This is a genomic window from Vibrio sp. G-C-1 (assembly GCF_021728015.1).
Classification (GTDB): Bacteria; Pseudomonadota; Gammaproteobacteria; order Enterobacterales; family Vibrionaceae; genus Vibrio; species Vibrio splendidus.
Window position 1 is genome coordinate 45,633 of the sequence record NZ_JAKKCR010000004.1, and the last position, 26,719, is coordinate 72,351.

The following is a 26,719-nucleotide window of genomic DNA, read 5'->3' on the forward strand; positions in this document are numbered from 1 at the left end:
CATTTGTTCTTTGCTTTCGTTTCTAATCTATTGTTATTTCAACCCTATGCACACGTGTCCGTGTACGGCTTATTAAATTACAACATTTTGATAACATTCTGCAAAGGTTGCAAAAAGACAAAAAACGGTGATATTCGGACATAATTGCAACACAGCCGACGAAAAGATGTTCGTGGTTAAGATAGAATAAGGACACTCAACAAGAGGCATATTATGGAATACACCGCAGTTTACGAACCGGATATGCAGGCATTTGGTATTCTTGATCTTCAGCTATTGTCTCGATATTTTTCATCATCCTTGACGGTCGATACGTTATTGAAAGGCAGTAACATCGATGAGTTCCAGCTCAATACGCCAGATACCCACATCACGCTCGCACAAAAATTAGCGGTGTTCAGTAACGCGCTTGAGAGTTCCAACGTTGAGGGGTTAGGACTAAAAGTTGGACAGGAAGCCCGATTCAGTGATTTTGGTGTGTTGGGTTACGCAGTGTTCAGCAGTGAGACACTGTTAGACGCTCTTTTAATGGGCTTCAAATATCTTCGTCTTGCGGGCCCTGTTCTCAAGAAGACCATGTCCGTTGAACATCAAACCGGATACTTTCGCGCTGAGCAACTTATCGAGCTCGACTCTTTGTTGCCTTTCTGTTGTGAGTATTGGTTTTCCGCTATTCAAAGTTTATGTGAAGAAGTGCTACAACAGCCGTTTCCCTCTCTTGTGATCCGCTTCCCTTACCCTAAACCTTCCTATGGCGATCTCTATCAGGAGATTTTCCGTTGCCGTGTAGAGTTTGATTGCGAGCAGCTTGAGTGGCAGTTCGATGCAACACGCCTATATTCACCTTTACCAACGGCTAACCCAATCACGTTACAAATGTGTTTGAAATCTTGTGACGACATGTTGGCTAGAGTGAGCGCGCCCACCAGCCTTAAAGAGAAGATCTCACAAATGTTTATTGAAAGGCCTGGCTGTTACCCTTCCATTGAGGCGCTATCCACAGAATTAGGAATGTCTTCTAGAACACTACGTAGACATCTTAAAGCTGCAGACACGAGCTATCAGAAAATATTGGATCACGTGCGATTTCACCTCTCTAGGCACTATCTTTCATCGACGCATATGAGTATTGAAGAGATCTCCGATAGAGTGGGTTTTTCGGACAGTGCGAACTTTCGGCATGCCTTTCGTAAGTGGAGCGGAAGCTCTCCAAGGCAATACCGTAAAGAAGTGGTCTAACACGATTAAACGCCCTAAGTTAAAATCTGATGAATACAACGAATCTCTCTCCGTCTTTCAAATTAAATAGTCGTTTGAACAACGCTTTATCGGCTATTTAACCGCAGAAAATATCGCGAAAACATGAAATATCACAACGGTATTTTAGCCAACAAACACGATAAATTTCTTTTATCTTAACGACCATTTTTATTCGTTTTACCCAATTCAGTTTCTCCCCCATAGTCGCGGAAAATTCATCGTTTCTTTTACTATTTAGAGGCTCCTGCATTGGACAACATCCAACCAACAACTCGCATAACTGTTCCTGTTATTGCATTGTCTTTTTACGCGATCGCTTCAGGCTACTTAATGAGTTCATTACCATTAATGCTGTCTGAATATGGCTTAGACAGCAATCTATCGAGTTGGTTGGCGAGTGCCTTTTATGCAGGTCTTTTAGCGGGTACGTTATTGATTGAGCGTGCGATCGCTCGCGTTGGTCACAAAGACGCGTTCGTCATTGCACTTAGCGTATTTATCGCCACGATTCTTGTATTACCGTTGGCGCCACATCAATCAGTTTGGTTGTTGGCTCGTTTCGTCGCGGGTGTCTCAGTCGCTGGGATCTTTGTGATTGTGGAATCTTGGCTAATGAGCGGTGAAGAATCTCAACGTGCGAAACGTTTAGGGGTTTACATGTGTTCGTTATATGGCGGTTCGGCCGTTGGTCAACTTGGCATCGGATACCTTGGTATTACAGGTGGCGTGCCTTTCATTGCAATGTTCACCCTGCTGTTTGGAGCAATCATTGTATTGATGTACGGACAAGCAACAGCACCACAAATTCACGATGCGCAGTCTTTATCACTGAAACAAATCAGTAAGCTAAGCCACAGCGCTTTGATTGGCTGTATTGTATCCGGGTTAACACTTGGGTCTATTTATGGCTTGATGCCTGTAGAACTCGCTCAGCGCAACATCGCACACCAAGACATTGGCGGTTTGATGGCGTTAGTGATTATGGGTGGTATGGCCGTTCAACCGATGGTGACGTGGTTATCTCATCACATAGGACAAGTGTTATTAATGGCTCTGTTCTGCCTACTAGGGGTTGCAAGCATTGGTGTGCTCACTATCAACCATGATTTTTACGTTCTTGGTATGAGCTTGTTTGTGTTAGGTATGGCGACATTTGCACTTTACCCAATTGCGATTAACTTGGGTTGTCGCAATTTAGACCCGAGCTACTTAGTTTCAGTGACTCAAGTTATGTTGTTGTGTTACAGCATCGGCTCTGTAGCAGGGCCATTGGTTGCGGATAGCTTTATGGATTCACAAGCAGGATTATTCACTTACCTGTTCGCGTCTCTACTCGCTACAACCATCTACATGCTAATTGCTAGCCTAAAGCGTTCTCCTCTACAGATTGCAGGCGAGTAAATCAAATAGGCAGGCACAAGAACGGTATCACTAGGGCTCTTAGTTATGACTTCCCGTCTAAATTAAGAGCCCTTTTTGTTTTATGTCGTCTGGAGGAAAGAGCGACAAAAAACCAATAACAAATAGCAATAACAAATAGCAATAAAATCTATTATTTCAAATGGTTAAGGTTGAAATACGTAACCTTCACCAGTAATCGTGATGATTAATCCGTCTCCGAATAGTGATCTTATTTCAGATATCGCAACAATCACAGATGAGTTGGTCACTTTCTCACTTTCCCAGCCAATCTTCTTTAATTGGCCAACACTGAACAATTCACCTCGATGTCGATTCATAAATAAAATGATCTTTCGGTACGCTAAAGGCATGGTAGCCAGTACGTAACCATTTTCAACATTGCGAATGAGTTTGGTGTTGAGTTCAACAATTTTACCGTTTAGTTCAAGTACTACGTTGTTTTCAGAGTGGTTCGTTTCTATTGCAGGATAAGAGTCCATTTTTATATCATTCCCTTACTATATAGCCAGCGACAAAGTCAGATTCATTCATATTTATATAACGTCGCTTATAAGTGGACGTTTTAGAATTGACGATAATCAATGGAACTCGTACGGTAAAGAGATTAAATTTTTATTATTAATATATTAACAGGATATCAATAGAAGATTATTTATTACTCCATGACATACCCTTCGTTGGAAACAGTTTGTATACAACGGCAGTCAAGAATCCTCCTTATCTCGTAAATAGCAACCAACACAGATGCAGATGTCACCGTTTTACCTGCCCAGCCTACACGCTTCAAAATTTGCTTGCTCACCACTTGGCCTCTGTTCAAGTAAAGATAGAAAAGTACTTTACGATGAGGCTCAGCAAGCGTTCCTATTATTGAACCACAACCCTGCTTGCGTACGATTTTAGTGCCTGATTGAAACTCTTTATTGTTTAAAATGAGCTTCGACGGAAGAGCTAAATCATCCGTCTCACTGATAACTTGGTGCATTAATTCCTCGTGTTGCATAAGCAGTCGTCTCTGAGATATTTCCAATACTATCGAATAGAGCAAAAATACTAAATTGATAGATAGCTCAATACAGTAATATTACTGCAAAGCTTGATCTTGCGTAATTGATCGAGGAAATAAGCAAGGCTAACCAAGAAGTCGATGGCTTTTTCGATACTGGCTGGGTGACAGACCAAAATGCTTTTTGAAACGATGTGAAAAGTTATAAGGATCTTTGTAGCCCAATCGATTAGCAATCATAGAGACTGACCAATCTTGATATTTCAGCAAACTGGTGGCTTTATCCATGCGTAATTGAATCAATTTACTGCGTGGTGAGAGGTTGAATAGCGTCTTGGTGACTCTATTTAGCTGCTCTTCACTGATGAACACCCTTTCGGCCATCCCTGCCACTGTCCATGGCTGGTGCAGACTGCTTTCAATCTCGTTATAGAGCGCTTGAACACGTGCGGTGGTGCTGGTCGATTTGGGTTCAAACCCCGTCAACGTTCGGATGATTTCACTCAAAAGCAACTTACGGTAACTGGCTCTACCGCCTATCTCAAAGTAAACCAAGTTCATTAATGACCAGATCTGCTCACACTCTCCGAACGGCACTATCCCCTGACCTAAACTTGCTATGTGCTGCCATTGCTGCGTATCAGGCGTCAGCATCCACGCCATTTTCCAATAATTATATTGAGGATCGAGTTCAAAACGAAATGGGGTTTCGGCAGGAAGAACCACCAGCGTATAAGGCGTAATCGCTTGTACCGAGGTTGAAGTGGTTAGAATTCCACCCCCTTCTTGAGTAAAAATCAACGTATGAATATTGACGGATTCTCGCTAAACCCAATAACCATCGTATAGCTTTGCCATACCGCCCATATAGACACCAAAGCTTTTCATCTCTGGGATATCTTCAACGGTCAAAAAACGTTCTTTGCACTGTTCGGCAAGAAAAACGTCATCGTGCCAAGTGGATTTTGGCTTCATTGATTCAATGACGGATTCGCACAGGTTTTGTTGTTTTTTAAACATGTTGTTACTTCGCTCAAAACACTATAGTTCTGCCATAAATCGGAGAGCTTATGACAACTAACATCAACCCTAACTCATCTATGAATAACAAGCCAGAGAGCATCTTACCTCGTATCGTTAAACTTGGTTTACCTGTTGCTTTGCAAAGTGCGCTTGTCGCTATTCTTGCCCTTGCTGACGTATTAATGGTCAGTGATTATGGTATGGAAGCAGCTGCAGCTGTGGGAATTGCGTCAAAATGGCACTTCGTTGCTATTATGATTATGGCAGGGTTGGCCTCAGCAAACGGCACATTAGTCGCTCAATACTGGGGAAAGAATGACCGAAAAAGCGCACGAACAGTATCCTCGATTGCGATGATATTTGGCTTAAAAGTTCTGTTGCCTGTTACTGCAATCATCACTCTTGGTTCTCAGTTTTTAATGATGTTGCAAACCAGCGATCAAACCGTGATTGAACTTGGCGCGACTTACCTATGGTATGGCTTCCCTGTTCTACTTCTGACTCACATTGTTGTCGTGGTAGAAGCAAGCATGCGCTCGTCAGGTGACACCGTAACTCCGCTATTATTAGGCGGCGTTACCATCGCACTCAACATAGCGCTTAACTTCATTCTTATTAAAGGTGCTTTCGGCATTCCAGCAATGGGCGTAGCAGGTGCGGCATTGGCAACAACCTTAGCGCGATTGATTCAAGTGGGCTTAATGTTTAGCTACATGCGTATGCGTAAACATTGGCTATTAACGACGCCGAGTTCACCACATCGCCCGTCATTGTGGTTGTCTTACCGTCGCATTGCTTTGCCGTTGACGATGAATGCTGTGTTATGGGCAATGGGCACCATGGCATATCAAATGATTTTCGGTCACATGGGCACGACTGAGCTTGCAGTGTTCTCGATGCTCGCACCATTTGAATCGCTGTGTTACTCGATCTTCTTTGGTATCTCAGTGGCGTGTTCTGTTTTGTTAGGCCATTCATTAGGCCGTGATGAATTTGATGACGCGATGAGCATGGGTCTAACATTCATTAAAGCCGTCGTTGGTTTTGGCGCGGTCGTTGGGTTGCTACTGTTTATGGGTAAAGAACATGTTCTATCATGGCTAAACCTTTCTACCGATGCATTGTACCCACTCGCTGCACCTGCAATGACTATTATGTGTTTTGCAGTAGTCATTCGTATGCTCAACATGGTGATCATTAACGGTATTATTCGCGCTGGTGGTGATAACGCTTTTTGCCTGCGAATGGATTTCATCGCGATGTGGATGGTGGGTATTCCAGTATGTGTTTACGGTGCGTTTGTCGCTGGATGGGATTTCAAATACATCTATGGTCTGATGTTGGTAGAAGAAGTGGTGAAGTTAGCTATATGCTCGCACCGATACTTGAGCCGACGCTGGATCAACAACCTCACAGTGACCTACGACGAGCCTCAAGCGGCATAAGTTACCGGTCTAGCTGTCTACCTGACTAACCTAGCTACCTAACTGCATTCCAGCTTAGATAGAAGTGTATCTACATCAAAAAGGTCTGAATAATCAGACCTTTTTTGTTTCGATTACTTTCACATTACACATACTTTCACACAGTAAACGATGTGTTACTTCTTATTCATTCGGATATGGCGGTTCGACACATTCGGCAATGGCTTCTCTGGCACTTTCCGCTTCTCATGTATCAAATGTCGTATCGCTAAAATCGGATGCTTGAGTAGCATTCTTGGACCAGCATATCGCATCACTAAACGCATCTGCTCTTTAGGATCAGGCTTATAGCAATGAATTGGACACTTATTGCAGGTTGGCTTCGCCTCGCCATAAGGACAGCGATCAAGTCGTGTTTCGGCATAACGCAACAGTTGCTCGCACTCTTCACATAACGCGTTGCCCAAACGAACAGCACCGTGATGATCTTTACAATAGATGTGCACCATAGCAATAACAGTTTTGTACTCGGTTGCGAGTTCGCCTTGCAGAATGTTGTTATGCTGAAACATGATTAATTACCCAGTGATAGACCGTACAGGTTGAGATTGACGCTTTCATTGATCGCCTCTTCAACTCGCTCAAACACAAAACCCAACTTAGTCAGCAGTGCGATGCTTCGAATATTATCAGAGGTCGTGATGGCAACTAAATGATCGATATCAGCATTATGTTGAGCTTGTTCAATTATCGCTTGTGCCGCTTCCTTTGCATAACCTTGCCCATATACTGCAGGTACAAAACCATAACCAATATCATACGCCTCTAGTGTGTCTCTTTTAATCAAACCACAGACACCGATTGGCGTTGAAGACTCTTTAATCTCGACCATCAGTAAACACACCCCCTTCTCTCTATACATCTTAAGAATGTTGTTTTCGATGTATTCAACAGCCTTGCCAGTATCTGTAATTTCCTTGTCTCCGATGTAACGTAAGAAATCTTCTGAGCTATATAATCGCTGAATAAACGCCGCATCTTGAGGTGCGATCATTCTTAATCGTAAGCGTGCGGTTTCGACTGCCTGCATAGTGATATTTTCCTTGCTGGATAGCATGTAAATATTGAGTTCTAGATCTAAAATGATTATCCTCCACCGCATAAACTAAATACAAGGCTATGCAGCAATGAACCGTAAGAAAAAAATCAATCAAATTCTAAAGAAAAGACAGAAACAGGCGACGTCTAAACTGCATGGTAGCAACAAGCCTCGCTATATTTCTAAAGCTGACCGCGCAAAAATGGAAGCTGAAGAGCTAGCGAAAGCCGCTCAAGAGCAAGCTGAAGGCACAGTTGAAGCTTCTGTTGAATCGGAAGAAGCTGGTATCGAAACTAAAGAGACAAAAGCTGCAGAGTAAGTTTTAAACTCGCAGTACTCTTGCCCAGCACTCTGAACCAAAACTCAGACTAGAGCCAACGGACAAGAACAAAAAAAGCAGCCTCTATTTGGGCTGCTTTTTTGATCGTGTTTTTGAACGAGCTGTTTATTAGCTAACGGTTTATTAGCTAACTTATTTTAGCCACTTAACCTTTGAAAGGCTCAACTTCCCAGCGAGCAAATGGCGCTTTTGCATTAATCCCTGCTCTTCCCCAACGGTCTACGGAATCAACAACAAGAATTCGCTCATTCGGTACCAGTGACTTAATCAACGTCGTTGGCTTTTTCGCTGTGACTAACCAGAGTGCATCGTCTTCTGAAAACATGGCTTTGAGTTTCGCTTTGTCTTGCTCTGTCCATTCCAGTTCAGCTTTGAACATGCGCTCTTCAACAAAAAGTTGGCTACCAGAAGCAAAATCTTCCAAGCTTTCTGAAAGCAACAATACTGAATCTACGTCGTTATCCAATAACACCGCTTGTTGCTTGTTAATCAGTTCACGAACATCAAGCATCACGCGTTGTAGGTTGCTATCAATGGTCTCAGCTTGCGCCGGCCACAACAACTTAAAGTCATCAGCCACAATTGCCGCCATACGCGTTAGATTGGTTGGGTTTAACCACGCGTATTTAGACACTTCACCATTTGATAACGTCAGCGCAGCGACACCTTGCGCACGCGGTGTAATCGCTTGAGCAGCATCAACCTCAACCAAACGGATGTTGCCTTGTCTTGCGTATACAAATGTAGGATCAGCTTGCCAGATCGATGACAGCGTTAGTGCAACAGTCGCCTTTTCACCTGACTTAAGCACCTTACTTGCGCCCTTAGTGCCAAACCAATTAGGCAAGCGATCAATACCGTAGCGTTTTGGTGGTAGGTATTCAGTCGTAATGTCTGTGCCTTTGGTCAGCTCAGTCGCCAACGCGTAGGTCACCGGCGTACTGGTTAGGATATCTTCAGCATTAACATTGAGAGACACCATTGAGCCAACCAACAACAGACTACTAAGTGCACTCACTTGAGACGCTGTTTTCACTGAGATTGAGATACGATTCATTAAAGAAGTCATGGTTATGCCTTTCTTATAATTCGGTATAGCGTCGCCGCTAGGAAAAAGGTCGCAGAAACGATGATGATTGAAGCGCCTGATGGCACTGGCAGTTTTAGCTCCATAGGCAATACTGTTCCGACCAAACACGCGATGGTTGCCAGCAACGCAGAAAGCAAAACAAAGCTGCCCATGCGTTTAGTCAACAATCGAGCCGTCGCGCCAGGGATGAGCAACAATGCCCCAACAAGAACCGCCCCCACGATCTTCACTGCTGCAATCGTCACTAAGGTGATCATCATGACAAACAAGTAGTCATAAAAGCTGGTGTTATAGCCACGAACCTTGGCAATATCAGGGCTAATACAAGTGAGAAGAATACGGTTGAACGTCGGTATCAAGAGCAAAATGATGAGTGCGCAGCTGCCTGCGAGGATTGCTAAGTCTTGATCTGTTACCGTGAGAATCGAGCCAAACAGCACGTTTTCAAGCATGTGAATGTTGATCTTACGCGCCACGTACATCAACAATGCCGCGCCGACCGCTAAAGCGAGCGCAAGGAAAACGCCGACTAAAGTATCGTATGGCACATTGGTTCTGTTTCTTACAAAATGAAGAAGCAAAGCAAAGATCATACAGAAACTAAACAGACCAATAATTGGGTTTTCTGGTGGCTCACCAAGCAAAACACCGATAGCAATACCGGTTAATGCGGCGTGACCTACCGCTTCAGAGAAGAAAGCCAGACGCTTTGCAATCACCAAAGTACCAAGACCACCTAATAACGGGCCGAGTAATAACGCCGCAACCAAGGCATTCACCATGAACGCGTACATGAAGCTGTCTGATAACCAACCCGCTTCAACGCCACTTATGGCAAGTTGTCGTAACCAATCCATTACGCAACCTCCTTCGATTTAACGATAGCTACGCCACTGCTGTAGTGCTGGAACAAGCTTTCAATCTTACTTGGGTGTAGTACCTGTTCATGTGGACCACTATCCACCAAGAATCGATTCACAACATGTACATTAGCCTCTAGGCGACGCACTGCGGTTACATCATGGTGAACGGCAAGAATCGTACGGCCTTCATCAACACATTCATGGATTAAAGATTCAAGATAACGAACGCCCTGCTCGTCCATACCGGTCGTTGGTTCGTCCAACACCAACAAACTTGGGTTATCCAATAGCGCTTGAGCAAACAACACACGTTGTTGTTCACCACCCGACAACTGTCCCATTCGGCGATCGCTACGTGTCGCCATACCGACGCGATCCAATTGTGCTAATGCAAGATCCAATTGCTTGGACTTACGACGCCAAAATAGCGGAATTCGAGTTTGGTTAAGCAACACGAAATCCATGACCGTCAAAGGCAAGCTCGATTCGAAGGTCGCTTTTTGAGGAACGTAACCAATACTTGGCTTTTCTGGCCAATGAATATTGATTTGCCCAGAGAAAGGCGTCAAACCAAGAACAGATCGCAGCAAAGAGGTTTTGCCACCGCCGTTTGGCCCCATGATCACATGGCACTGACCCGCTTTAAGTTCTAATGAGATATCGTCAAGTATGACGTTATTGTCGTATTGCAGACCGAGCTGATTAATTGAAATTGATGGACCTAACATTATGCGTTCCCGCTCTTCGCTTGGTTAGCCGCAGCAAATTTCATGGCTTCGATTAACGTCTCGAGGTTCTTCTTCATCTCAACTTCGACTTTGTCGTCTTCATATTCGCCGTGCGTCATGTGAGAAAAACGGTAAAGCTGAACACCTGTTTCCGCTTCAATGGTGTCAACAAAGCGGTTTGGCATGTTGAGCTCATAGAACAGAACATCAATGCCCGAAGCGCGGATCTTTTCGATCGTATCTTGTAGCTGGCTCGCACTTGGCTCAACACCGTGTGCTGGCTCAATCACCGCGGCGACATCAACACCAAACTCTTGCAGAATGTACCCATAAGCATTGTGCGTGGTCGCTACTTTCATGCCTGAAGTATCGAGTTCACCTAATGACAACATCGCATCACGCTTCATAAAACGAAATTGCTTGGCGTATTTACGTGCGTTCTTGCGATAAAACGTAGCGTTGTCTGGGTCGAGCTTAGAGACTTCGCTCGCGATGGTGTAAACCTTTTGAATCGTTGTAGAAAGGCCAACAAACGTGTGTGGATTCACCGCGCCTTGGCCAACAGACTGGCCTAATGCGGGAAGTAGAGGCACTTCTTTGTTTGCTTCGATAACCACTAAGTCATCACGTTGCGCGGCTGAAATCACTTTAAGCGCGAAGTCATCGTGACCAATACCGTTTACCACGATTGCATCCATTTGGCTCAATCGCTTCAAATCATTCGGTTGTGGTAAGTAGTTATGCGGATTAAACCCAGCATCAACTAATGGAAGAATGTTCACTTTGTCACCCACCACCGCTTTTACATAGCTGTAGTAAGGCTGAAGGGTTATACCAATCGTTAGCTTGTCGCTATCGATCTTATATTCTTTTGCCAATGCATTGGGTGTCATTAACACCGCCAATAACGACATCAATAGAGTCATAATTCGCATAGTAATTCTCTTATTATTAGTGAGCATTTTTATAAGCCGGATTGTTTAATGAGAAGAAGCATCATGCAGGTCAACTTCTGATTCATTGACGACCATTTTCCAGCCATCAGATTCCAGTGTGTTCTCATCAAAATTAGTCGGTTGACTTGCTACGCCACCAAAGAAAATCCAGATTTCAGGAGAGACACTGTTGGCGTTCAAAATAAAGGAGTCAGCGAAGCCGTGTTCGGTTGGCGTAGCTTGTTCACTTGGTGCAGTATCTTCACTTGATGTAGCTTGTTCACTTGGTGTAGAAAAGTAATAACCACGCTCGTCCAATAACCAAGTATGAGAACCTTTGCGCTTCCAACTCTGGTCTTCTACAAATGGCGCGACCCATTCATCTTTAAGTGACGCAACACTTGGCCATTCGCCGTCTGAGTCCATACGCAGGTCACGAATCTCTTCATGCGCTAAACGTAGCTCTGATAACATCGCCAAGTTTTCTTGCTCGACATCGGTCACTAAGATTTGATGATCAAGTACCGCTTTGATATGCGATTCTGCTTGATGAAATGGGATAGCAACCGTGGCAAAGCTCAGAATGAACACAATGATCAGCCCTACCCATTTACCTTCTCTGCCGCCCGTGTCAGCACGTACACCTTGAATCATCATTTCTCGCTGATCTCAACAACGTCTACTTCAACAGGAAACTCGTGGCCAGAATCAAACACAAGGTAGAACTCAGTGTCAGGGTTTGGAAACTCAACGATAGAGCGCTTATCCGTCATCTCTTTTGCAATCAAATTATCTTCGTAGTCGTACATCTCAACCGCGTAATCAATCGCTTTACTACCGTCTGAATAGCCCGCTTCGCAAGCAACGGTTTTGCCTTCAAACCAGCAACTCATCAGGGGAAAGTGTGCTTGCGCAGGTAATGCAGCGAAACCAAGTCCCAAAGCCAAGCATGGAGTGATTATCGATTTTAGTTTTGTTTTTATTGTCATGGTTCGTACCCTAGCCACAGTGCAAATTCTCAGAAGTAAACTGAGCGATAAAGGGCTCAAATGAGCCCTTAAGTTTTTTGGTCGTTTAATCAGGGATCTAGCCCCGATATCACAATTATTGAAGCAGTGCTTCGAACGTTAGGTGAACGTTCGCGCTTGCTTTGTCTGCCAGTGGGTTGTCAATCAACTCACCTTTGTAGTTCGCTTTCATTACGTAACGACCAGCCACGTCTGGAGTGAACGTGATTTCGCCGTTCTCATCACTCACTACATCAATCTGTTCTTGGTGGTTGCGGTAAAGCGTGCCTTCACGAGTGATTTCCGCTTTCACGTCTTTTTGAATTTCACCGTTGTAGAAGAATTGGAACGTTACTGGTTCACCTTCAATGATGTCTGAAGGGTGCGTTACTGGCTTCATTTCAAGTAGCTTGCCTTCAATTTTGAAGACTGAATCCGATGGCTTACCCACTGTGATGTAGCTTTCTGCACGGGTGAAACTAATTTGTGTTACCACGTCACGCGATTTTTCTGGAAGAACTGAATCACGTTCCGCTTTGTTTGCTTTGATCCATTTCACTGTGTCACGACGACCCGCTTTGTATTGCGTGTAGTAAGAAGGCTCATTGTTGATTGCAACTTTGTGCGTACCTTCTTCTTCGAAGTAGAAATCAAAAATAGAACGACGTTTGCCGCGAACAACAAAGTTAGGACGTTCGCTACGGCCATCAGGCATGATGATATGAGCGTTTTCACTGCCTGCTGGCTTATCGAAAACGAACGTACCGTGAGATGCAGTCACGTCGAACGTTAGCCAATCGCCGCCTTCTTTCGATACGGTAAAGTGTGATGGCAAAATCCAGCGTGGGTGAGCTTGTGCCGTTGTCGTCGCTGCTAGGCCGAATGCCATCACACCCGCTAGTGCAAGTGCCTTAATTTTTGTCTGTTTCATCATGTTAAATTCCATTATTTATAATTGTTAGCCGTGTCGCTCTATCTGAGCCTACGATGACGACTGTCTATTCTGTTCAGTTTGCTTTTGCTATTCGCACTTACTATTTAGCGATGTAGTTCAGAGTGATTTCACCCGTCTCTTCTGTCGCCTTTAGCTCATAAGAAGCATTTACATCCGTTAGCGATACTTTTTGACGAAGGTAATTACGGCCGCCGTGTTCACGCACAACCTCGATATGAACCGTGTATTCGCCTTGCTCTAGAGTTTGGCCATCATCGCTCTTACCATCCCAAACGAAACGGTACTGGCCAGCAGGACGCGTTGCAGAAGTCACTGCATCAACCAATTCACGATCGTAACGCCCAACTTTTCTCCACCAGCTACGTAAGTCTTTAAGCCATTCATCTTTACCGACCCACAGCTCAATCGTTTTCACTGATTTTCGTTCACTGTTCTCTACCCACACCGCCACATAAGGACGCGCGTACATAGAGGTATCGATCTTTGGAAGCTTAAAGTTCACATCAAGTTTTGCCGTATCAGGGATCACTTGTGCCATACCTAGGCTTGGCAAAAGAGATAAAGCAAGAAGCGCCTTGCTCCAGTTCATTTTTTTCATGTTTAACAACCTTTTAAATCCGTTTAACCTTTTGTTCGTTCTTCAGGCTGATTCACTAAACTGACTCATCAGCCTAATTCATCAAGCTAACGAGGGGTTAAGGTACGGCGACAAAATAGATAACAAGCGAGATTGCAGACCCAAATACCGTCCATTTAATGGAGGTATTGAGTGTTTTTTTCTTAGGTAACAGTAAGCACACGCCAGTAAGCACAAAGAAGATCATCAACAGTGCAGTGATATCGATGAACCACTTCCATACTTCACCGCTATTACGCCCTTTGTGTAGGTCGTTCAAAAGTGCGATAACGCCGTAATTGGTGGTTTCGACTTCCACCATTTCAGACGCCACGTCAACGAACACAGAGGCGTTGTAGCCTGGTCCTTTGAAGTCCATAGACACTTCACCGATCAGCAACTCACCGCCTTCAATCTCGGCGTAGATGTCTAAACCTGAAGGAACGCCAGATAGGTTGGCTTCTTCAAGCAGAAATGTTTCAAAGGCCGTTTCGTCGGCTTTTAATCGCCCGTCTTGGATTGAAAATAAACTTGTAGGAAGCGTTAACGTAGACCGTTGGATATTGGGTTGGGTTGATTCAAATAACTCAGGTCGATTAAGGGTGATACCTGTCACTGAGAAGAAAAGAACAACGAACAGAAGCGCCATTGAAATATAAACATGAAGTCGACGAGCCCATGATTGAACCGCCCTACTTTTTAACGACATACAAACCAATACCTATAAATTTTATGGCGTCAATTTAGTTGATAATCATTCGTATTGGCATTCAATTTACATTGTTTACGTTTGCCGAGCGGCGTAAGCAAATTTACATAACATTACAAGGGAAGTAATCGAACTGCTTATCTACTCTGTTAACATGTAAATCTTGTTAACGTTTAGAGCTGGCGGTAATAACAGTTTCAAACGTCAATGTGATTCAACCCAAAGATCATCGATAGAAAGCAATAGGTGGATACACCGTGCATTTAAGAAAGGAAAGCTGGAAGTATTTAGAACTGAGATCACTATCAAGATCATTAACATCACGATCTGTTCAAGAGTAGTTTAAGCTTATTGTCTATAAAACGAGCATGGCGATACATGTTTAAAAGGATTTTGAAATGCGTATTATTATTTTAGCTTTTACCCTGTTGGTAACGGCTTGTACTAGCCAGATTATCGGCACTGACGAACATATCGAGAGTTATATCGGCTCCAATATTGCCGACGCCCAAAAGTTGTATTTAACGCCTCACTCTCAAGCTGTTTCATTTTGGGAGTCGCGCACGTTTGCTTGGGTAGAAACTCAAACCCCACTCGAGAATGGCGAAACACAACATGCTTTCAAAAACCCCTATCGTGACTGCACTATCAACTGGGTTGCTGACCAAAACGGAATGATCATCGCGGGATCGCACAGTGGCGAGATGTGTAGCCCTTAACTTTGCCTTTGCTCATACCTCGATCAAACACCAAGGCCTAATGAAACACTAAGGCTCAATTTTATTCAATATATAAAAAAGGGTGTCATTTGAACGATCAAATGACACCCTTTTGCTTTTCTTGTTTCTAATGTGCTGTTTCTTGTCTTCTGTTTGCTATGAGCGGTTAGACGTTTCCGTTGTCACTTACCGTTCTAAGCTGAGTCAGGTATTTGATCCAACCTTTCGCCTCAGAAGAGGGCTCAATGTTATTCGCACGCTTGGCTTGAGCAAGGGCGTTATCTAAGTTCTTAAGCTTGTACCATGAACGCACTTTCGCTAAAGCAACGTCGGCTTGTTTGTTTTTGTCTTTCACTTTGTCTAAAACAACCAACGCTCGGTCATAGTAACCTTGCTGAACCAATAGCTGTGCCACATTCCAGTGGTATTGAGTGTCTTTTTTAGAGGCTAACGTCCACACTTCAATGGCATTGTCCCACTCTTTAGCTAGCTGCCAGTAAGTTGCTTGCTCAGCCAGAAGTTGAACATCGCTGTTCGCGTCATCTAACTTACTTATTTCTTCAGCAGCTCGTTCTGGAATGCCGCGTTTGGCATAAAGCTGTGCTAATAAACGGCGATCCGAATTTTTAAGCTCAACGCCCTGTAAATCAGCCAGTGCTAACGTGTTCAATGCATCACGATTACGTTCCAATCTTAGCTGAATACCGACAAGTTGACGCCACCAGTTATCTTTCTCTGGTTGAAGTTCAATGAGGCTTTCCAGTGTCGGAATAGACTGCTTCCACTGTTTTAACTGAAGCTGTGCGCCCAATTTTAGCGATAGAGGCGACAACTCTGCTTTTGAATTGAATTTGTCTCGATTACCGATGGCAACTAAGACTTTCGACCAGTTTTCAATTTGGTATTCAGCTTGTGCAATTCGCATCCAAAGCGTGTCTTTCTTTTCTTTTTCTGGCGCTGTTTTCACTAACTCGTAATAGTGCGGAAGCGCGTTTTTAAACTGCTGATCGTTCAACAACAAATCAGCCAGCATGCGCTTCGTTATCCAAGCTTGCTCATCAACCAGTAAATTACTGTCGACCGCATAAGTAAGCTGCTTAATTGCCGTGTCGGTTTTTCCATCTTGCCAGTAAAACACACCCAGCATACGAGCTACGTATGCTTTGTCGTAGCCTTTAGAAAGCTCCAAGCCTGCAAGAACGTCAATCGCCTGTTTAACCTGTTCATCTTGAGCAAGCTTGTGCGCCTTTTGAACACGAATAGCAGTATATTGAGTTAGCTCTTTTGCTTGTGTTGTAAGGGGCATTAACAACAAGCCCACTAATATCCATATCTGTTTCATCATTTTGCCAACTTAAACTCTAGTTTCACGGTTTGACCAACCTGAGCTATCGCTTTTCCATCGACGACTTTTGGTTGATATTTCCATTTTTTAAGTGCTCTCATCGCTTCACGTTCAAACATACGACGTGGGTTTGCGTCAGTGACTTGAATGTCAATTGGGCGTCCCGTTTCATCGATGGTAAAAGACATAATGACATGGCCTTCAGCGCCGCGCTTCAGCGCTTTTGCTGGGTAACGAGGTTCTACTCGATACAGAGGCATTGCCTGTTGGTTCGACCCAAAATCAGAAAATGTCGGCGCGTTAATCGCTAAGCCATCAACCGATGTATTCAAATCCAATGACGGCAGTGAAGACATCGAATTCAGAGGCGTAACTTCAGCTTGTGACTGAGACGTTTTCGCTTCCGGTGGCGGCTCTGGCATTTCTGGTTTTTCAGGGACTGCACGCTGTCTTCTTTGGACTTCTTGTTCTTGTTCCACCATCACCATATTGAAACTTAACGTCTCACTATTATCTGGTGAACGTTGGTGGCCATTATCGACCATCCAAGCCATAAAAGAAAACAGAGCTAAGCCCAATGCGCCCGCTAGCGGTAAAGCAAGAAATAGGCGAATCATTTATGAAGATCCTCCAAGATCATCGCTTTTCAGCAGCAAGCGCAATGTTTTTAACACCCGCACCTTTAGCAGCGTCCATCACTTTAACAACCGTACCGTTGTAAGCGTGTTCATCCGCTTGAATAACCAAAGAAGCATCAGGTTGTTCTAGCAACAAGTGTTCTAACGTTGCTTGGACACGTTCAACATCAACAACACGTTTATCGATGAAGATGTCATTCGCAGAAGTAATCGCTACAAAGATGCCCGCATCCTTTTGGCTTACTACGTTAGACGCTTGTGGTCGATTGACTTCAACCCCTGACTCACGAACAAATGAACTGGTCACAATAAAGAAAATAAGCATGATAAATACAATATCAAGCATCGAAGTAAGGTCTATTTGAGCCTCTTCGTTTTTAGAATGACGTCGACCGAGTCTCATCGTTGACTCCTTAAAGATTTTTCTAATTTCAATTCTAAGCGGTTACACACTTTCGCTAAACGAGCGTGAACAAACATGCCCGCTAATGCAGCAACCATACCTGCCATGGTTGGCAGTGTTGCCAACGAGATACCTGAAGCCATCAATTTAGGGTCACTGCTTCCTTGAGTCGCCATGACATCAAAAACAGAGATCATACCGGTAACGGTACCTAACAAGCCCAACATAGGACAGATAGCGACTAACAGCTTAATAAAATTCAAGTTTTGGTTAAGCAAGATACTCGCTTGCCCTAACCAACCTTCACGAATGGCTTTAGCATGCCAAGAAGAGTGATCTTCTCTTTCATGCCACTTTGTAATCCAAACTTGGCGTTGCTTTGGAAAGTAGAACGCTAGATAAAGCACGCGTTCTACCACAAGCACCCAATACACTAGGACAACAGCGGCTAGCCACCACAGGACGAAACCGCCCTGCTCCATAAAGCTTGATAAAGACAGCAGCCAGTCACTCGTTAACCAACTCGCTGGTAATAGAGAACCCGACAAAATATCCATTACGCAGCAGTCCCAACTGGTGAAACAACAAGTTTTGATTCAACCGTCTTCTCTGCCTGTTCAGCAACAAGGCCAATCCCTTGTTTCTCAAGAATATTGCGAATGTTCTCTGATTGAGTGCTAAGAATGTTATGTGCCAGTAGTAGTGGCATTGCAGCAACAAGACCAAGTACGGTTGTTACAAGCGCCATCGAAATACCACCCGCCATCACTTTAGGGTCGCCATTGCCAAACTGTGTAATCACTTGGAATGTTTCGATCATGCCGGTTACGGTACCCAACAAGCCAAGCATAGGTGCGAGCGCTGCTAGAAGTTTCAGCATCGACAAACCTTTCTCTAGGTGAGTCTGTTCATCAACGACCGCTTCTAAAAGACGTAGCTCAAGTGCTTCAACCGTTTGGTTTTGTTCTTTGTTGTAAACCGCAAGAACGCGACCCAGAGGGTTGTCACCCGCTTGTTCAGGGTTCTTAAGTTGTGCGCGAATTTTCTGACGAGCGATAGCCAAAGAAATACCACGAACCAATGCGATGATTAAACCAATTGCCAACAAGCCAAGAATCACTTTACCAACAACACCACCCGCTTGAAGGCGGTCAGTTAGGCTTGGTTCCAAAGCTAATTGATCTAGCATGAATCCACGAGAAGGGTCGACAACCACGTTAGACACGTCGCCATTCGCTAATGCAGATAGCGATGCTAAAGTTGGACCATTCGATGGTTGTTTCAGATACGCAATCGCATCTTCACGCTGAGTGTTCCAGCTAACATAGCCTTGTTCTGTTACTAGGCCGATTGAGCCTAAGCGATAAGCGTCGACAGTTTGTGTGTTGCCTTCACCATTGATGAATGCAATTTGAGATTTGCTAAGCTCAGAGCTCGCTTGGATCTGTTCAACCATGCTCATCCACAAACCGGTCAGCTGTGGCATTGAAGGCAGTGATTTAGCATCAATGATTTGATCAACAGTTGCCGTGTGTTCAGCGCGATCAACACTGTTCACGGTTGAGCTAAGCTCTGCGCCCAATTCTTTTGCGTTCTGTCGAACGACACCGAATAGCTCACCAAGGCTGCCAGTTTCTAACCGTAACTTCTCTTCTAAACGAGCAAGTTTGTTTTCGTTATCGCTGAAGGTTTGAGTAAGAACGTCTGTAGCGCCTTGGACTGAAGTACGTTTCGCTTCAAGCTGCGCCTTGATCGCTTTCAGTTCTTGTTCAGTCTTTTTGAAGTCAGCTTCACGCACTACGTTGTGAGAAGCTTGGGTACGATTCTCTGATTTAGCCTTGTTAACTAGCTGAGCAGTCGTATCAGAAGCTGAGAAAGCAGAAAATGAAATTGAAGTAATACAAAGCAATGCTGCTAATGGCTTTAAGTTCATTACTTAACCTCCGCAACAGTTAAAGAAACAGGTAAAGTAATCAAGCTTGGAGCCGCTTGTTGACCAGCAATATCGTAGGCTTTATCTAGCTCAGACTTCATCGAAGAATCAAGCTCTTGCCATTGTTCTTCTGTTTGATCCCAAGACCAATATTGGCTGCCATTTAGATTGCGAGCGACTAAAGAGATGCGACCTAGGTGCAGTACATCAGCCTCAATCGTTTTTTCACTGGTCAATGCTACACGACCTTGATAAACACCCAGCTTGATACCGTAGTCCATCTCAATTTGATATGCCTCTAGGATACGACGATACTTTTCTGCATCACTTACATCCGCGCGAGTCATCATTGCTTGCAGCTTTTCAACTCTTTCTAGACGCTGTTCTTTCTTGATTGGCACATCTTGCTCAACTAACTGCTGAAGGCCATCAATCATTTGGTACATCAGAGGCACAACACCTTGACGTGTATATTTGATTTCGTCGATCTGCCCTTCAATGCTCTGAGCTTCTTGATTCTGGCTCTCAACCAATGCAGCAAGGTGATCGTGATAGATTTCTAAGTTCTTAACTTCTTCTTGCAGACGCTCAATCTCAGCTTGCAGCATTAAAGTCGCTTGTGAGCTTTTATCAATAACCTTTTGGCTCGAAGCCGACGCGTTATTGGTCTTGTTTTGAATTGATTGAGCTTGATCCAAGCTGTTTGCCATCGAAGACGTTGCAACCAAACTGATCGCAAGTGCTAGGCTAGTTTTTAAAAGATTCATAATTGTAGTCATTTACTATAAGAAGAAGGTCAAATGAGTTTTATTGATAAGCAGTCTCATTATCATTAAAAGTCACTCGCATTACTAGGGATATTTTTACTAAATAGCAGAATCACGAAAGGGGAAAGTCGAAACCTTCCCCTTAGTATTTAAGCTATCAATGACATCCTACAGACAAATTAGTATTTAACCTGTAGTGTTGCCATGTAGTTGCGACCTTCGCCAACAACTACGCTACTTGTGCTGCCGCCTTCAAGGTAATCTGTATCAAACAGGTTTTCTACATTGAAACGAGCAACGAAATCTAGGTTTTCGTCATACTTCATTGTATGGGCGATACCCATGTCTACACGAGTGTAAGCATCTTTCTTAAACGTGTTAGCGCTTTCTGTATAACGCTCACCTACATGGTAAACACCTAGGTTTACATCAGTACCATTGTTGAATGCATAAGTAGACCAAATACTTGCAGTAAACTCAGGAACGTCTGCTGGAGTTTTACCTTCAAGTGCAGGATCATTTTGGTATTCAGCATCCAAGAACATGGTTGATGCACTCAAAGAGAATGCTTCCGTCATGTAGCCCGTTGCAGCCAGTTCAACACCCGTATGAACTTGTTCACCAACTTGAGTTGTACGTGCGTCTTTACCGTTGTTGTTTGCCGGGTCTAGATCTTCCGTCACTTGCATGTTCGATTGAGTGATTTGGAAAACCGCTCCAGATACGAACAGACGTTCGTCAAACAGTTCCCACTTAGAACCTAGTTCGTAAAGCGTACCCTTCTTAGCATCTTGAGACTGACCAAAGTTCACGTCATCTTTATCTGTGATTTCGCCAACAGGTTCGAAACTTTCAGAGTAAACCGCGTAAATCGAACCATTAGGCGCTGGTGAATAAATCACACCAAGCTTAGGAAGGATGTTGTTGTAGCTTTCTTCTTGATTAGAACTGCTCGTCGTTTTGTCGTAAGCGAAACGTACGCCACCAAGTACTTGCCACTGTTCAGTCAGTGTTACTAGATCTTGAACGTAAAGACCGTAGTGTTGGCTTTCAGAGTGAGACACTTCATTGTCGTTCTTGTAGCTAACGTTAGAAGGCATATCAAAGCCGTTACCACATGCAGCGGCAGCTTCTGCTTCTGTTGCGTTGACACATGTGTAGCCAGAATCGTATAAACGCTCGTAATCGTAATGAAGACCATTCACACCAACAAGTAGGCGGTGGTTGACACCTAGTGCATCGAAATCACCAGTAAAATCTACATAAGCCGTATCAAACGTCCATTCATCGTGACGGTCTGATACCTTGTAGCCGTAACCGCCGCTCTTATCGCTATATACTGTGTTGTTTGATTCTGTACGTTGACGTTCATAGAACTGACGGCTGATGCCTGTCTTCACAGACCAAGCGTCGTTCAAGTTAGCGGTTACAGATGCACCGTAGTTTGCAACGTCGTTATCTGTTTGAGCAAAGCGTTGGTCATTAACCGTGTTAGGGTCGATAACTTTACCAGTAGAAGTATCGATTTTAGAACCGTTGTCTAAATCGCCCTCTTCAATAGTGCGGTCGTAGTGCACAGACAACATGATGTCTTCGTTAATATCGTAATCAACAAATAGACCACCAACGAAACGATCCGTCTCTACATCTGTACCATCAAAACGTGTGCGGTAAGAGTCTTGATTTTCTTGTGAAACAATGAGACGAGCACGTAAGGTTTGGTCATCGTTCAATGAGCCACTTACATCAGCAGTAGTACGAGTGTAGCTATCAGAACCAATATCTTGGCTTACGTTAACTTGAGTTTCATATGTTGGCTTCTTAGAAACCATATTCACAAGACCGCCGGGAGCAGACTTACCGTAAAGTAGACCAGCTGGGCCTTTCAATACTTCAACTCGCTCCAAAAGCTCTACCGGTTGGCGGTAATGAGACCAGTGTTGAACACCATCACGCAGGTAACCAGAGCTACTCTCCAAATTAAAACCACGAAGCGTGAAACGCTCACGGTTAGTTGACTTAGAACCCGCACCAACAGATGCGTCGTTCTTAAGAACTTCACCTAACGTACTTGCACGCTGTTCATCGATGATTTGCTCATCGATTACTGAAACTTGTCCCGGAGTCTCTAATTGAGTCGCCTCCATGCGCATTGCTGTTGTGTTTGTGTCGGCCTTGTAACCGTAGTCACGACCTTCAACAACCATGTGCTCGTCTGTTTTTACTGTTTCTGCCAATACTGCTGGTGAAGCTAATACTGCGCCGATCACTAAGGCCAATGGGCTCTTTGAAAACATGTCCTTTACTCCGCTTTTATTCTTTTGTACGAGCACTTTGTTATTTATTCGATGTGCTCTGTTGAACCGTTTCCGGTACCACTGAATCATTTCGGGAGTGAATATAAGTGATAACTATTACCATTTGCATTAAATTTACATTCTTTGCATTCGTAAAGATTTGTAAAGCCCACTGAACGTACACTTTCTTTAGCTCAACAAAATCAATTCAATACGTTAATTGAGCGTGCAGATCTGTAAACATGAATTCAACATTTCACTATAAGGTCATTGGTCTGATCAATCTAAACAGCCAAGAGCAATACAAATACTGTCTTGTCTTATTTACTACCTTTGAAACGACTGATTTATGTATAAAACCCTCGATAAATGTAAATAAATGGTGAATTATTTTGTTTTCATTTGTTTAATTTACACAATTATCAGTGACTCTGATCACATCTATAATTTCAAACTCATTTTTTGTTTTTCGATTTGATCAACCGACTGCTAATCTCCCGCTCACTTTGAAAAGGTATCAAAGTTATAAATAATAAGGAGTGTTCTAAATGAATACCAAGAAACCTATGTCTCTAACTGGTCGAGTTATCCTCGGTATGGTCGTGGGCATATTAACGGGATTTGCCATTCAATCCCTTTTTGCAGACAGCGGATTTGTTAACAACTACATCGTTAACGGACTCTTTGAAGTAGGCGGACAGATTTTTGTCGCCAGTTTAAAAATGCTTGTTGTGCCACTAGTCTTCGTTTCACTAGTGTGCGGTACAAGCTCTCTTAAAGACTTATCAACTCTTGGCCGTATGGGTGGCAAAACGCTTGCACTTTATATCGGTACTACAGCCGTTGCTATCACTCTAGCACTCACTATCGGTAACCTGTTCCAACCTGGAGCTGGTGCGGATCTTACTGCTGCGAGCTCTTTCAAATCAGCAGATGCCCCTTCTTTGGGCCAAGTAATCATCGACATGTTCCCAACCAACCCTATTCAGGCGATGGCTGAGGGCAAAACGCTGCAAGTGATCGTATTTGCTGTGTTGTTTGGTATTGCTATCAGTGCAGCGGGTAAACCTGGCGAGCGTATCGCAGCGGTATTCTCTGACTTGAACGAAGTGATCATGAAGCTTGTCGCACTTCTGATGAACCTTGCGCCTTACGGTGTGTTCTTCTTGATGGCAAAGCTGTTCTCTGGCCTTGGTTTAAGCGCAATTTGGAACCTAGCAGAATACTTCTTAGTACTTGCTGGTACCCTACTTCTACACGGTTTGGTTACCTACAGTGCAATGCTTAAAGGATTCACAGGCCTAAGCCCGATTACGTTCTTACGTAAGATGGAAGATGCAATCATGTTTGCATTCTCAACGGCATCTTCAAACGCAACGATTCCAGTAACGATGGAAACGGCTAAAAACCGCATGGGCGTAGACAACAAAGTCGCTTCTTTCACTGTACCGCTAGGTGCAACAGTGAACATGGACGGCACTGCTATCATGCAGGGTGTTGCAACGGCATTTATCGCACAGGCATACAACATCGACCTGACCATGGGTGATTACCTTATGGTTATCCTAACAGCGACATTGGCGTCTGTTGGTACTGCAGGTGTTCCAGGTGTAGGTCTTGTTATGCTAGCGATGGTATTGAACCAAGTTGGTCTACCGCTTGAAGGTATCGCGCTTATCATGGGTGTTGACCGTCTTCTTGATATGATTCGTACCGCAGTAAACATCACAGGTGATAGTGCCGTAACTATCATTGTGGCTAAGTCTGAAGGTTCTTTTGACGAAGCTCGCTTCAATGACCCTGCTGCTGGTGAGAAAGAAGAAGAAGTTAAGCTAACACGCCAACAGGCATAATCTAGCTTTTCTGTCGCTCTTACCTTCAAGCTAAGGCGTAATTAATGGCTATGCCTAGCTGATAATCAAAAGCATATAAACAAAAACGCCACTGCTAATGCAGTGGCGTTTTTTTATTGGGCTATGTTTCTTAGCACGCTTTCAGTCATAGTTATCTATGGAGCAAGACAGGTAACAGCAGGAAGCTAATCGGCGATTGGGAACATTAGATTTACTCTCAATCCCCCACCTTCTCTATTCTCAGCGGTTACATGCCCATTCATCACACCCATGGCTTCCTTCACGATCGCAAGGCCTAAGCCGTAACCGCCAGACTGTTTGTCTCGGGCTGACTCTATGCGAGTAAACGGATCGAAAATCCCTGCAATCTTGTTATCAGGAATGCCATCACCGTCATCTTCTACAGATATGACACTGTAACGTTTATCGGTTAACAGTTCATAGGTAGTCACGACAACATGAGCATTCTCACCCGCATATTTGATCGCGTTACTCACCAAATTACCGATAACTCGAAGGAGTAACCTTTCATCAACATTAACCATTGATGTCGGCGTCTCTAAATCACCAATCAAGGTTTGATTCGGTTTTAAATCATTTTGCATCTGCGCGATTAGCATCGAACAATAATGCTCAAGATGCATCAAGCTTAACTTGGAGTCATAGCGAGACGTTTCTAGACGGCTGAATTCAAGGATCTCACCCACCAACTTGTTCATCTCTTCCGTTTCACTTTCCATTCGCTCAAGCAAGCCTATGCTCTTATCATCTACCTTACTGCGCAACAGGTGCAATGCGAGGTTTTGCCTTGCCAATGGTGTTCTAAGCTCATGAGACACATCACGAATCAAACGGCGTTGCTTTTCAGCGAGAGACTTAATCTCTACCGTCATATGATCAAAATCATGAGCAAGTTCGTTGAATTCACGCGTCGTGGAATTTAACTCAGAAACAACACTGACAGTGAAGTCGCCTTGCGCAAGTCTGCGGCTCGCTTCTCTTAATCTATCCAGCGGCTGCTGCAGGCTTTTCGCCATGATAATTGAGAACAGAGACAACACGATCAAAGCTATTACCGCTTTCAACATGTAAGAATATGGCGCAAAGGATTTAGCCGGGTGGAACTGGTGTGGGAGTTGGATAACCAGTGTTTTACCGTTATTGAGTGGCAGGCCGAATATCGGCTTACTCACACGATCACTAAGTTGGTGATCTAACGTTCGCAAGTACTTGAGTTTGAATTCAAAGTGCGGGTGCATGTGTCGATGAGTAATGGGTCGATTGTTTTCGTCGATAACAAACAGATAGTAGCCTTGAGCATTACCCCAGTCGGCTAACTCATCCATGTCACCTTCCTCAATCAGCACATTGGCTTGGTAGGCGAGGTCGAGCATTTCAGATTTTACCGATTCAGGTACCTTCAATAAGGCTTTCATCAACGCTCGTTCCGCGACGCCTTGGAGGATCAAGATGCTTACTAGGATCACCGTCAGGTAGCTGAATAATTGAAACGTTAAGCCATCCTTACGCTTGGCAATAAAATCAGGGCAACGCAGCAGTTTTTGGCTCATACCCCTACCGACTCTAGGTAGCTATAACCTTTACCACGAACGGTTTTGATGTGTTGTTTAGACAAGCCAGCCTGAACAAGCTTTCGTCGTATATTACTGATGTGCATATCTAAATTACGATCGAAAGGACAAAGCTCTTTCTTTAGAACATGGATTTGAAGGTCAGATTTAGATACGACAATCCCGTCATTTTTGACAAGATAATCCAACAGGTCTTTTTCAGTGCCCGTGAGAGGTAAACGAGAAAGTTGTTCACACAAGCCCTGATTAGATGAAGCCAAAGATTGCCTTTGACGTTCAAAACCAACGCGGCGCAAGATCACCTTGATGCGAGTCAGTAGTTCAGGAACATTGAAAGGTTTGGCGATGTACTGGTCGGCTCCAGCTTGGTAGCCATCCAGCATAGAGGCATCGTCGTTTAGTGCAGTCAGCATAAGAATGGGAGTAGCAAAACGCTGACAAATACGCCTTGCCACTTGAATTCCGCTCAAGTTTGGAAGCATTACGTCTAGTAGAACCAAATCGACAGGGTTCGATTGAATAAACTCTAGCGCAGATTCACCACAATGAACGGTATCAACGTGATACCCCTCATTTTCCAATACTTCACCCAGTAACTCACACAACTGGATATCATCATCAACAACTAAAACGCGAGACATTGCACACACCGATAAATAAGAACAGTTTGCATTCTAATTATCGTTATTATTGAT

Annotated in this window: 28 protein-coding genes and 1 pseudogene; 6 read left to right on the plus strand and 23 right to left on the minus strand. The window is 44.0% G+C overall.

What is annotated here, in order from left to right; genetic code table 11:
* Window positions 1-213: 213 nt before the first annotated feature.
* Entirely contained in the window at window positions 214-1,239 is a 1,026-nt protein-coding gene (locus L3V36_RS07535) for an AraC family transcriptional regulator (protein WP_208775630.1), read from the plus strand.
* Between the two features lie 270 nt (window positions 1,240-1,509).
* The gene (locus L3V36_RS07540; RefSeq protein WP_017079268.1) at window positions 1,510-2,661 is read left to right on the plus strand and encodes an MFS transporter; all 1,152 of its coding nucleotides are present in this window, start codon (window positions 1,510-1,512) and stop codon (window positions 2,659-2,661) included.
* 164 nt (window positions 2,662-2,825) lie between these two features.
* Here L3V36_RS07540 and L3V36_RS07545 read toward each other — a convergent pair whose 3' ends face one another.
* The 3 genes and pseudogenes from L3V36_RS07545 to L3V36_RS07555 all read right to left on the minus strand — a co-directional run bounded on the left by L3V36_RS07545 (window position 2,826) and on the right by L3V36_RS07555 (window position 4,708).
* On the minus strand, window positions 2,826-3,161 hold the full coding sequence (locus L3V36_RS07545) for a winged helix-turn-helix domain-containing protein (protein WP_017079269.1): 336 nt from the start codon (window positions 3,159-3,161) through the stop codon (window positions 2,826-2,828).
* A gap of 176 nt (window positions 3,162-3,337) precedes the next feature.
* Window positions 3,338-3,685, minus strand: a complete 348-nt coding sequence (locus L3V36_RS07550; RefSeq protein ID WP_029406053.1) for a winged helix-turn-helix domain-containing protein — start codon at window positions 3,683-3,685, stop codon at window positions 3,338-3,340.
* Between the two features lie 129 nt (window positions 3,686-3,814).
* Window positions 3,815-4,708 (minus strand): annotated as a pseudogene (locus L3V36_RS07555) (AraC family transcriptional regulator).
* Between the two features lie 50 nt (window positions 4,709-4,758).
* Between L3V36_RS07555 and L3V36_RS07560 the strand changes: the two are divergent.
* The gene (locus L3V36_RS07560; protein WP_108189738.1) at window positions 4,759-6,156 is read left to right on the plus strand and encodes an MATE family efflux transporter; all 1,398 of its coding nucleotides are present in this window, start codon (window positions 4,759-4,761) and stop codon (window positions 6,154-6,156) included.
* A gap of 155 nt (window positions 6,157-6,311) precedes the next feature.
* Here the strand turns inward: L3V36_RS07560 and L3V36_RS07565 are convergent, their stop codons facing one another.
* Complete coding sequence (locus L3V36_RS07565) at window positions 6,312-6,707, minus strand: nitrous oxide-stimulated promoter family protein (protein ID WP_017095747.1); 396 nt, start codon at window positions 6,705-6,707, stop codon at window positions 6,312-6,314.
* A 2-nt stretch (window positions 6,708-6,709) separates the two neighbouring features.
* Window positions 6,710-7,225, minus strand: a complete 516-nt coding sequence (locus L3V36_RS07570) for a GNAT family N-acetyltransferase (RefSeq protein WP_017095748.1) — start codon at window positions 7,223-7,225, stop codon at window positions 6,710-6,712.
* A gap of 97 nt (window positions 7,226-7,322) precedes the next feature.
* Here L3V36_RS07570 and L3V36_RS07575 point away from each other — a divergent pair, with 97 nt between their 5' ends.
* The gene (locus L3V36_RS07575) at window positions 7,323-7,553 is read left to right on the plus strand and encodes a DUF2986 domain-containing protein (protein ID WP_208775629.1); all 231 of its coding nucleotides are present in this window, start codon (window positions 7,323-7,325) and stop codon (window positions 7,551-7,553) included.
* Window positions 7,554-7,719: 166 nt separating this feature from the next.
* On the opposite strand, the gene L3V36_RS07580 is transcribed toward L3V36_RS07575, so the two are convergent.
* The 9 genes from L3V36_RS07580 to L3V36_RS07620 form a co-directional block, all read right to left on the minus strand.
* Window positions 7,720-8,643 (minus strand): ABC transporter substrate-binding protein, encoded by a 924-nt coding sequence (locus tag L3V36_RS07580; protein ID WP_151408484.1) that lies wholly within the window; start codon window positions 8,641-8,643, stop codon window positions 7,720-7,722.
* Window positions 8,644-8,645: 2 nt separating this feature from the next.
* Window positions 8,646-9,521, minus strand: a complete 876-nt coding sequence (locus tag L3V36_RS07585) for a metal ABC transporter permease (protein WP_004731167.1) — start codon at window positions 9,519-9,521, stop codon at window positions 8,646-8,648.
* The gene (locus L3V36_RS07590; protein ID WP_102447420.1) at window positions 9,521-10,255 is read right to left on the minus strand and encodes a metal ABC transporter ATP-binding protein; all 735 of its coding nucleotides are present in this window, start codon (window positions 10,253-10,255) and stop codon (window positions 9,521-9,523) included. The genes L3V36_RS07585 and L3V36_RS07590 overlap by 1 nt, the downstream gene beginning before the upstream one ends.
* Window positions 10,255-11,190 (minus strand): zinc ABC transporter substrate-binding protein, encoded by a 936-nt coding sequence (locus L3V36_RS07595; protein WP_029222654.1) that lies wholly within the window; start codon window positions 11,188-11,190, stop codon window positions 10,255-10,257. The genes L3V36_RS07590 and L3V36_RS07595 overlap by 1 nt, the downstream gene beginning before the upstream one ends.
* Before the next feature lie 45 nt (window positions 11,191-11,235).
* On the minus strand, window positions 11,236-11,847 hold the full coding sequence (locus L3V36_RS07600; protein ID WP_102482662.1) for a hypothetical protein: 612 nt from the start codon (window positions 11,845-11,847) through the stop codon (window positions 11,236-11,238).
* Entirely contained in the window at window positions 11,844-12,179 is a 336-nt protein-coding gene (locus tag L3V36_RS07605; RefSeq protein WP_017079279.1) for a hypothetical protein, read from the minus strand. Before L3V36_RS07605 ends, L3V36_RS07600 begins: the two co-directional genes overlap by 4 nt.
* A 115-nt stretch (window positions 12,180-12,294) precedes the next feature.
* On the minus strand, window positions 12,295-13,131 hold the full coding sequence (locus tag L3V36_RS07610; RefSeq protein ID WP_017095754.1) for a DUF4198 domain-containing protein: 837 nt from the start codon (window positions 13,129-13,131) through the stop codon (window positions 12,295-12,297).
* A 100-nt stretch (window positions 13,132-13,231) separates the two neighbouring features.
* Window positions 13,232-13,750, minus strand: a complete 519-nt coding sequence (locus L3V36_RS07615) for a DUF2271 domain-containing protein (RefSeq protein ID WP_102447423.1) — start codon at window positions 13,748-13,750, stop codon at window positions 13,232-13,234.
* 97 nt (window positions 13,751-13,847) lie between these two features.
* Window positions 13,848-14,477, minus strand: a complete 630-nt coding sequence (locus tag L3V36_RS07620; RefSeq protein ID WP_102447424.1) for a PepSY-associated TM helix domain-containing protein — start codon at window positions 14,475-14,477, stop codon at window positions 13,848-13,850.
* A gap of 398 nt (window positions 14,478-14,875) precedes the next feature.
* Here L3V36_RS07620 and L3V36_RS07625 point away from each other — a divergent pair, with 398 nt between their 5' ends.
* On the plus strand, window positions 14,876-15,196 hold the full coding sequence (locus L3V36_RS07625; protein ID WP_017082146.1) for a hypothetical protein: 321 nt from the start codon (window positions 14,876-14,878) through the stop codon (window positions 15,194-15,196).
* A 166-nt stretch (window positions 15,197-15,362) separates the two neighbouring features.
* Here the strand turns inward: L3V36_RS07625 and L3V36_RS07630 are convergent, their stop codons facing one another.
* The 7 genes from L3V36_RS07630 to L3V36_RS07660 all read right to left on the minus strand — a co-directional run bounded on the left by L3V36_RS07630 (window position 15,363) and on the right by L3V36_RS07660 (window position 22,579).
* Complete coding sequence (locus tag L3V36_RS07630; RefSeq protein WP_065607091.1) at window positions 15,363-16,541, minus strand: hypothetical protein; 1,179 nt, start codon at window positions 16,539-16,541, stop codon at window positions 15,363-15,365.
* The gene (locus tag L3V36_RS07635) at window positions 16,538-17,158 is read right to left on the minus strand and encodes an energy transducer TonB (RefSeq protein ID WP_054542423.1); all 621 of its coding nucleotides are present in this window, start codon (window positions 17,156-17,158) and stop codon (window positions 16,538-16,540) included. Before L3V36_RS07635 ends, L3V36_RS07630 begins: the two co-directional genes overlap by 4 nt.
* A 19-nt stretch (window positions 17,159-17,177) precedes the next feature.
* Complete coding sequence (locus L3V36_RS07640; protein ID WP_004731145.1) at window positions 17,178-17,582, minus strand: biopolymer transporter ExbD; 405 nt, start codon at window positions 17,580-17,582, stop codon at window positions 17,178-17,180.
* Window positions 17,579-18,139, minus strand: coding sequence for a MotA/TolQ/ExbB proton channel family protein (locus L3V36_RS07645; RefSeq protein WP_017081048.1), 561 nt, complete (start codon window positions 18,137-18,139; stop codon window positions 17,579-17,581). The genes L3V36_RS07640 and L3V36_RS07645 overlap by 4 nt, the downstream gene beginning before the upstream one ends.
* Window positions 18,139-19,515 carry a MotA/TolQ/ExbB proton channel family protein gene (locus L3V36_RS07650; RefSeq protein WP_102447425.1) on the minus strand — a complete coding sequence of 459 codons (1,377 nt, stop codon included), beginning with the start codon at window positions 19,513-19,515 and terminating at the stop codon, window positions 18,139-18,141. The genes L3V36_RS07645 and L3V36_RS07650 overlap by 1 nt, the downstream gene beginning before the upstream one ends.
* Window positions 19,515-20,282 carry a DUF3450 domain-containing protein gene (locus tag L3V36_RS07655; protein ID WP_102447426.1) on the minus strand — a complete coding sequence of 256 codons (768 nt, stop codon included), beginning with the start codon at window positions 20,280-20,282 and terminating at the stop codon, window positions 19,515-19,517. Before L3V36_RS07655 ends, L3V36_RS07650 begins: the two co-directional genes overlap by 1 nt.
* 179 nt (window positions 20,283-20,461) lie before the next feature.
* On the minus strand, window positions 20,462-22,579 hold the full coding sequence (locus L3V36_RS07660) for a TonB-dependent siderophore receptor (RefSeq protein ID WP_102447427.1): 2,118 nt from the start codon (window positions 22,577-22,579) through the stop codon (window positions 20,462-20,464).
* Between the two features lie 548 nt (window positions 22,580-23,127).
* Here L3V36_RS07660 and L3V36_RS07665 point away from each other — a divergent pair.
* A complete protein-coding gene (locus L3V36_RS07665; protein ID WP_017093555.1) occupies window positions 23,128-24,432 on the plus strand; it encodes a dicarboxylate/amino acid:cation symporter in 1,305 nt (434 codons plus the stop codon).
* A gap of 185 nt (window positions 24,433-24,617) precedes the next feature.
* Here L3V36_RS07665 and L3V36_RS07670 read toward each other — a convergent pair whose 3' ends face one another.
* Together L3V36_RS07670 and L3V36_RS07675 are read right to left on the minus strand one after the other, a co-directional pair.
* Window positions 24,618-26,003 (minus strand): sensor histidine kinase, encoded by a 1,386-nt coding sequence (locus L3V36_RS07670; protein ID WP_102447428.1) that lies wholly within the window; start codon window positions 26,001-26,003, stop codon window positions 24,618-24,620.
* Complete coding sequence (locus tag L3V36_RS07675; RefSeq protein WP_017082140.1) at window positions 26,000-26,665, minus strand: response regulator transcription factor; 666 nt, start codon at window positions 26,663-26,665, stop codon at window positions 26,000-26,002. Before L3V36_RS07675 ends, L3V36_RS07670 begins: the two co-directional genes overlap by 4 nt.
* Window positions 26,666-26,719 lie beyond the last annotated feature (54 nt).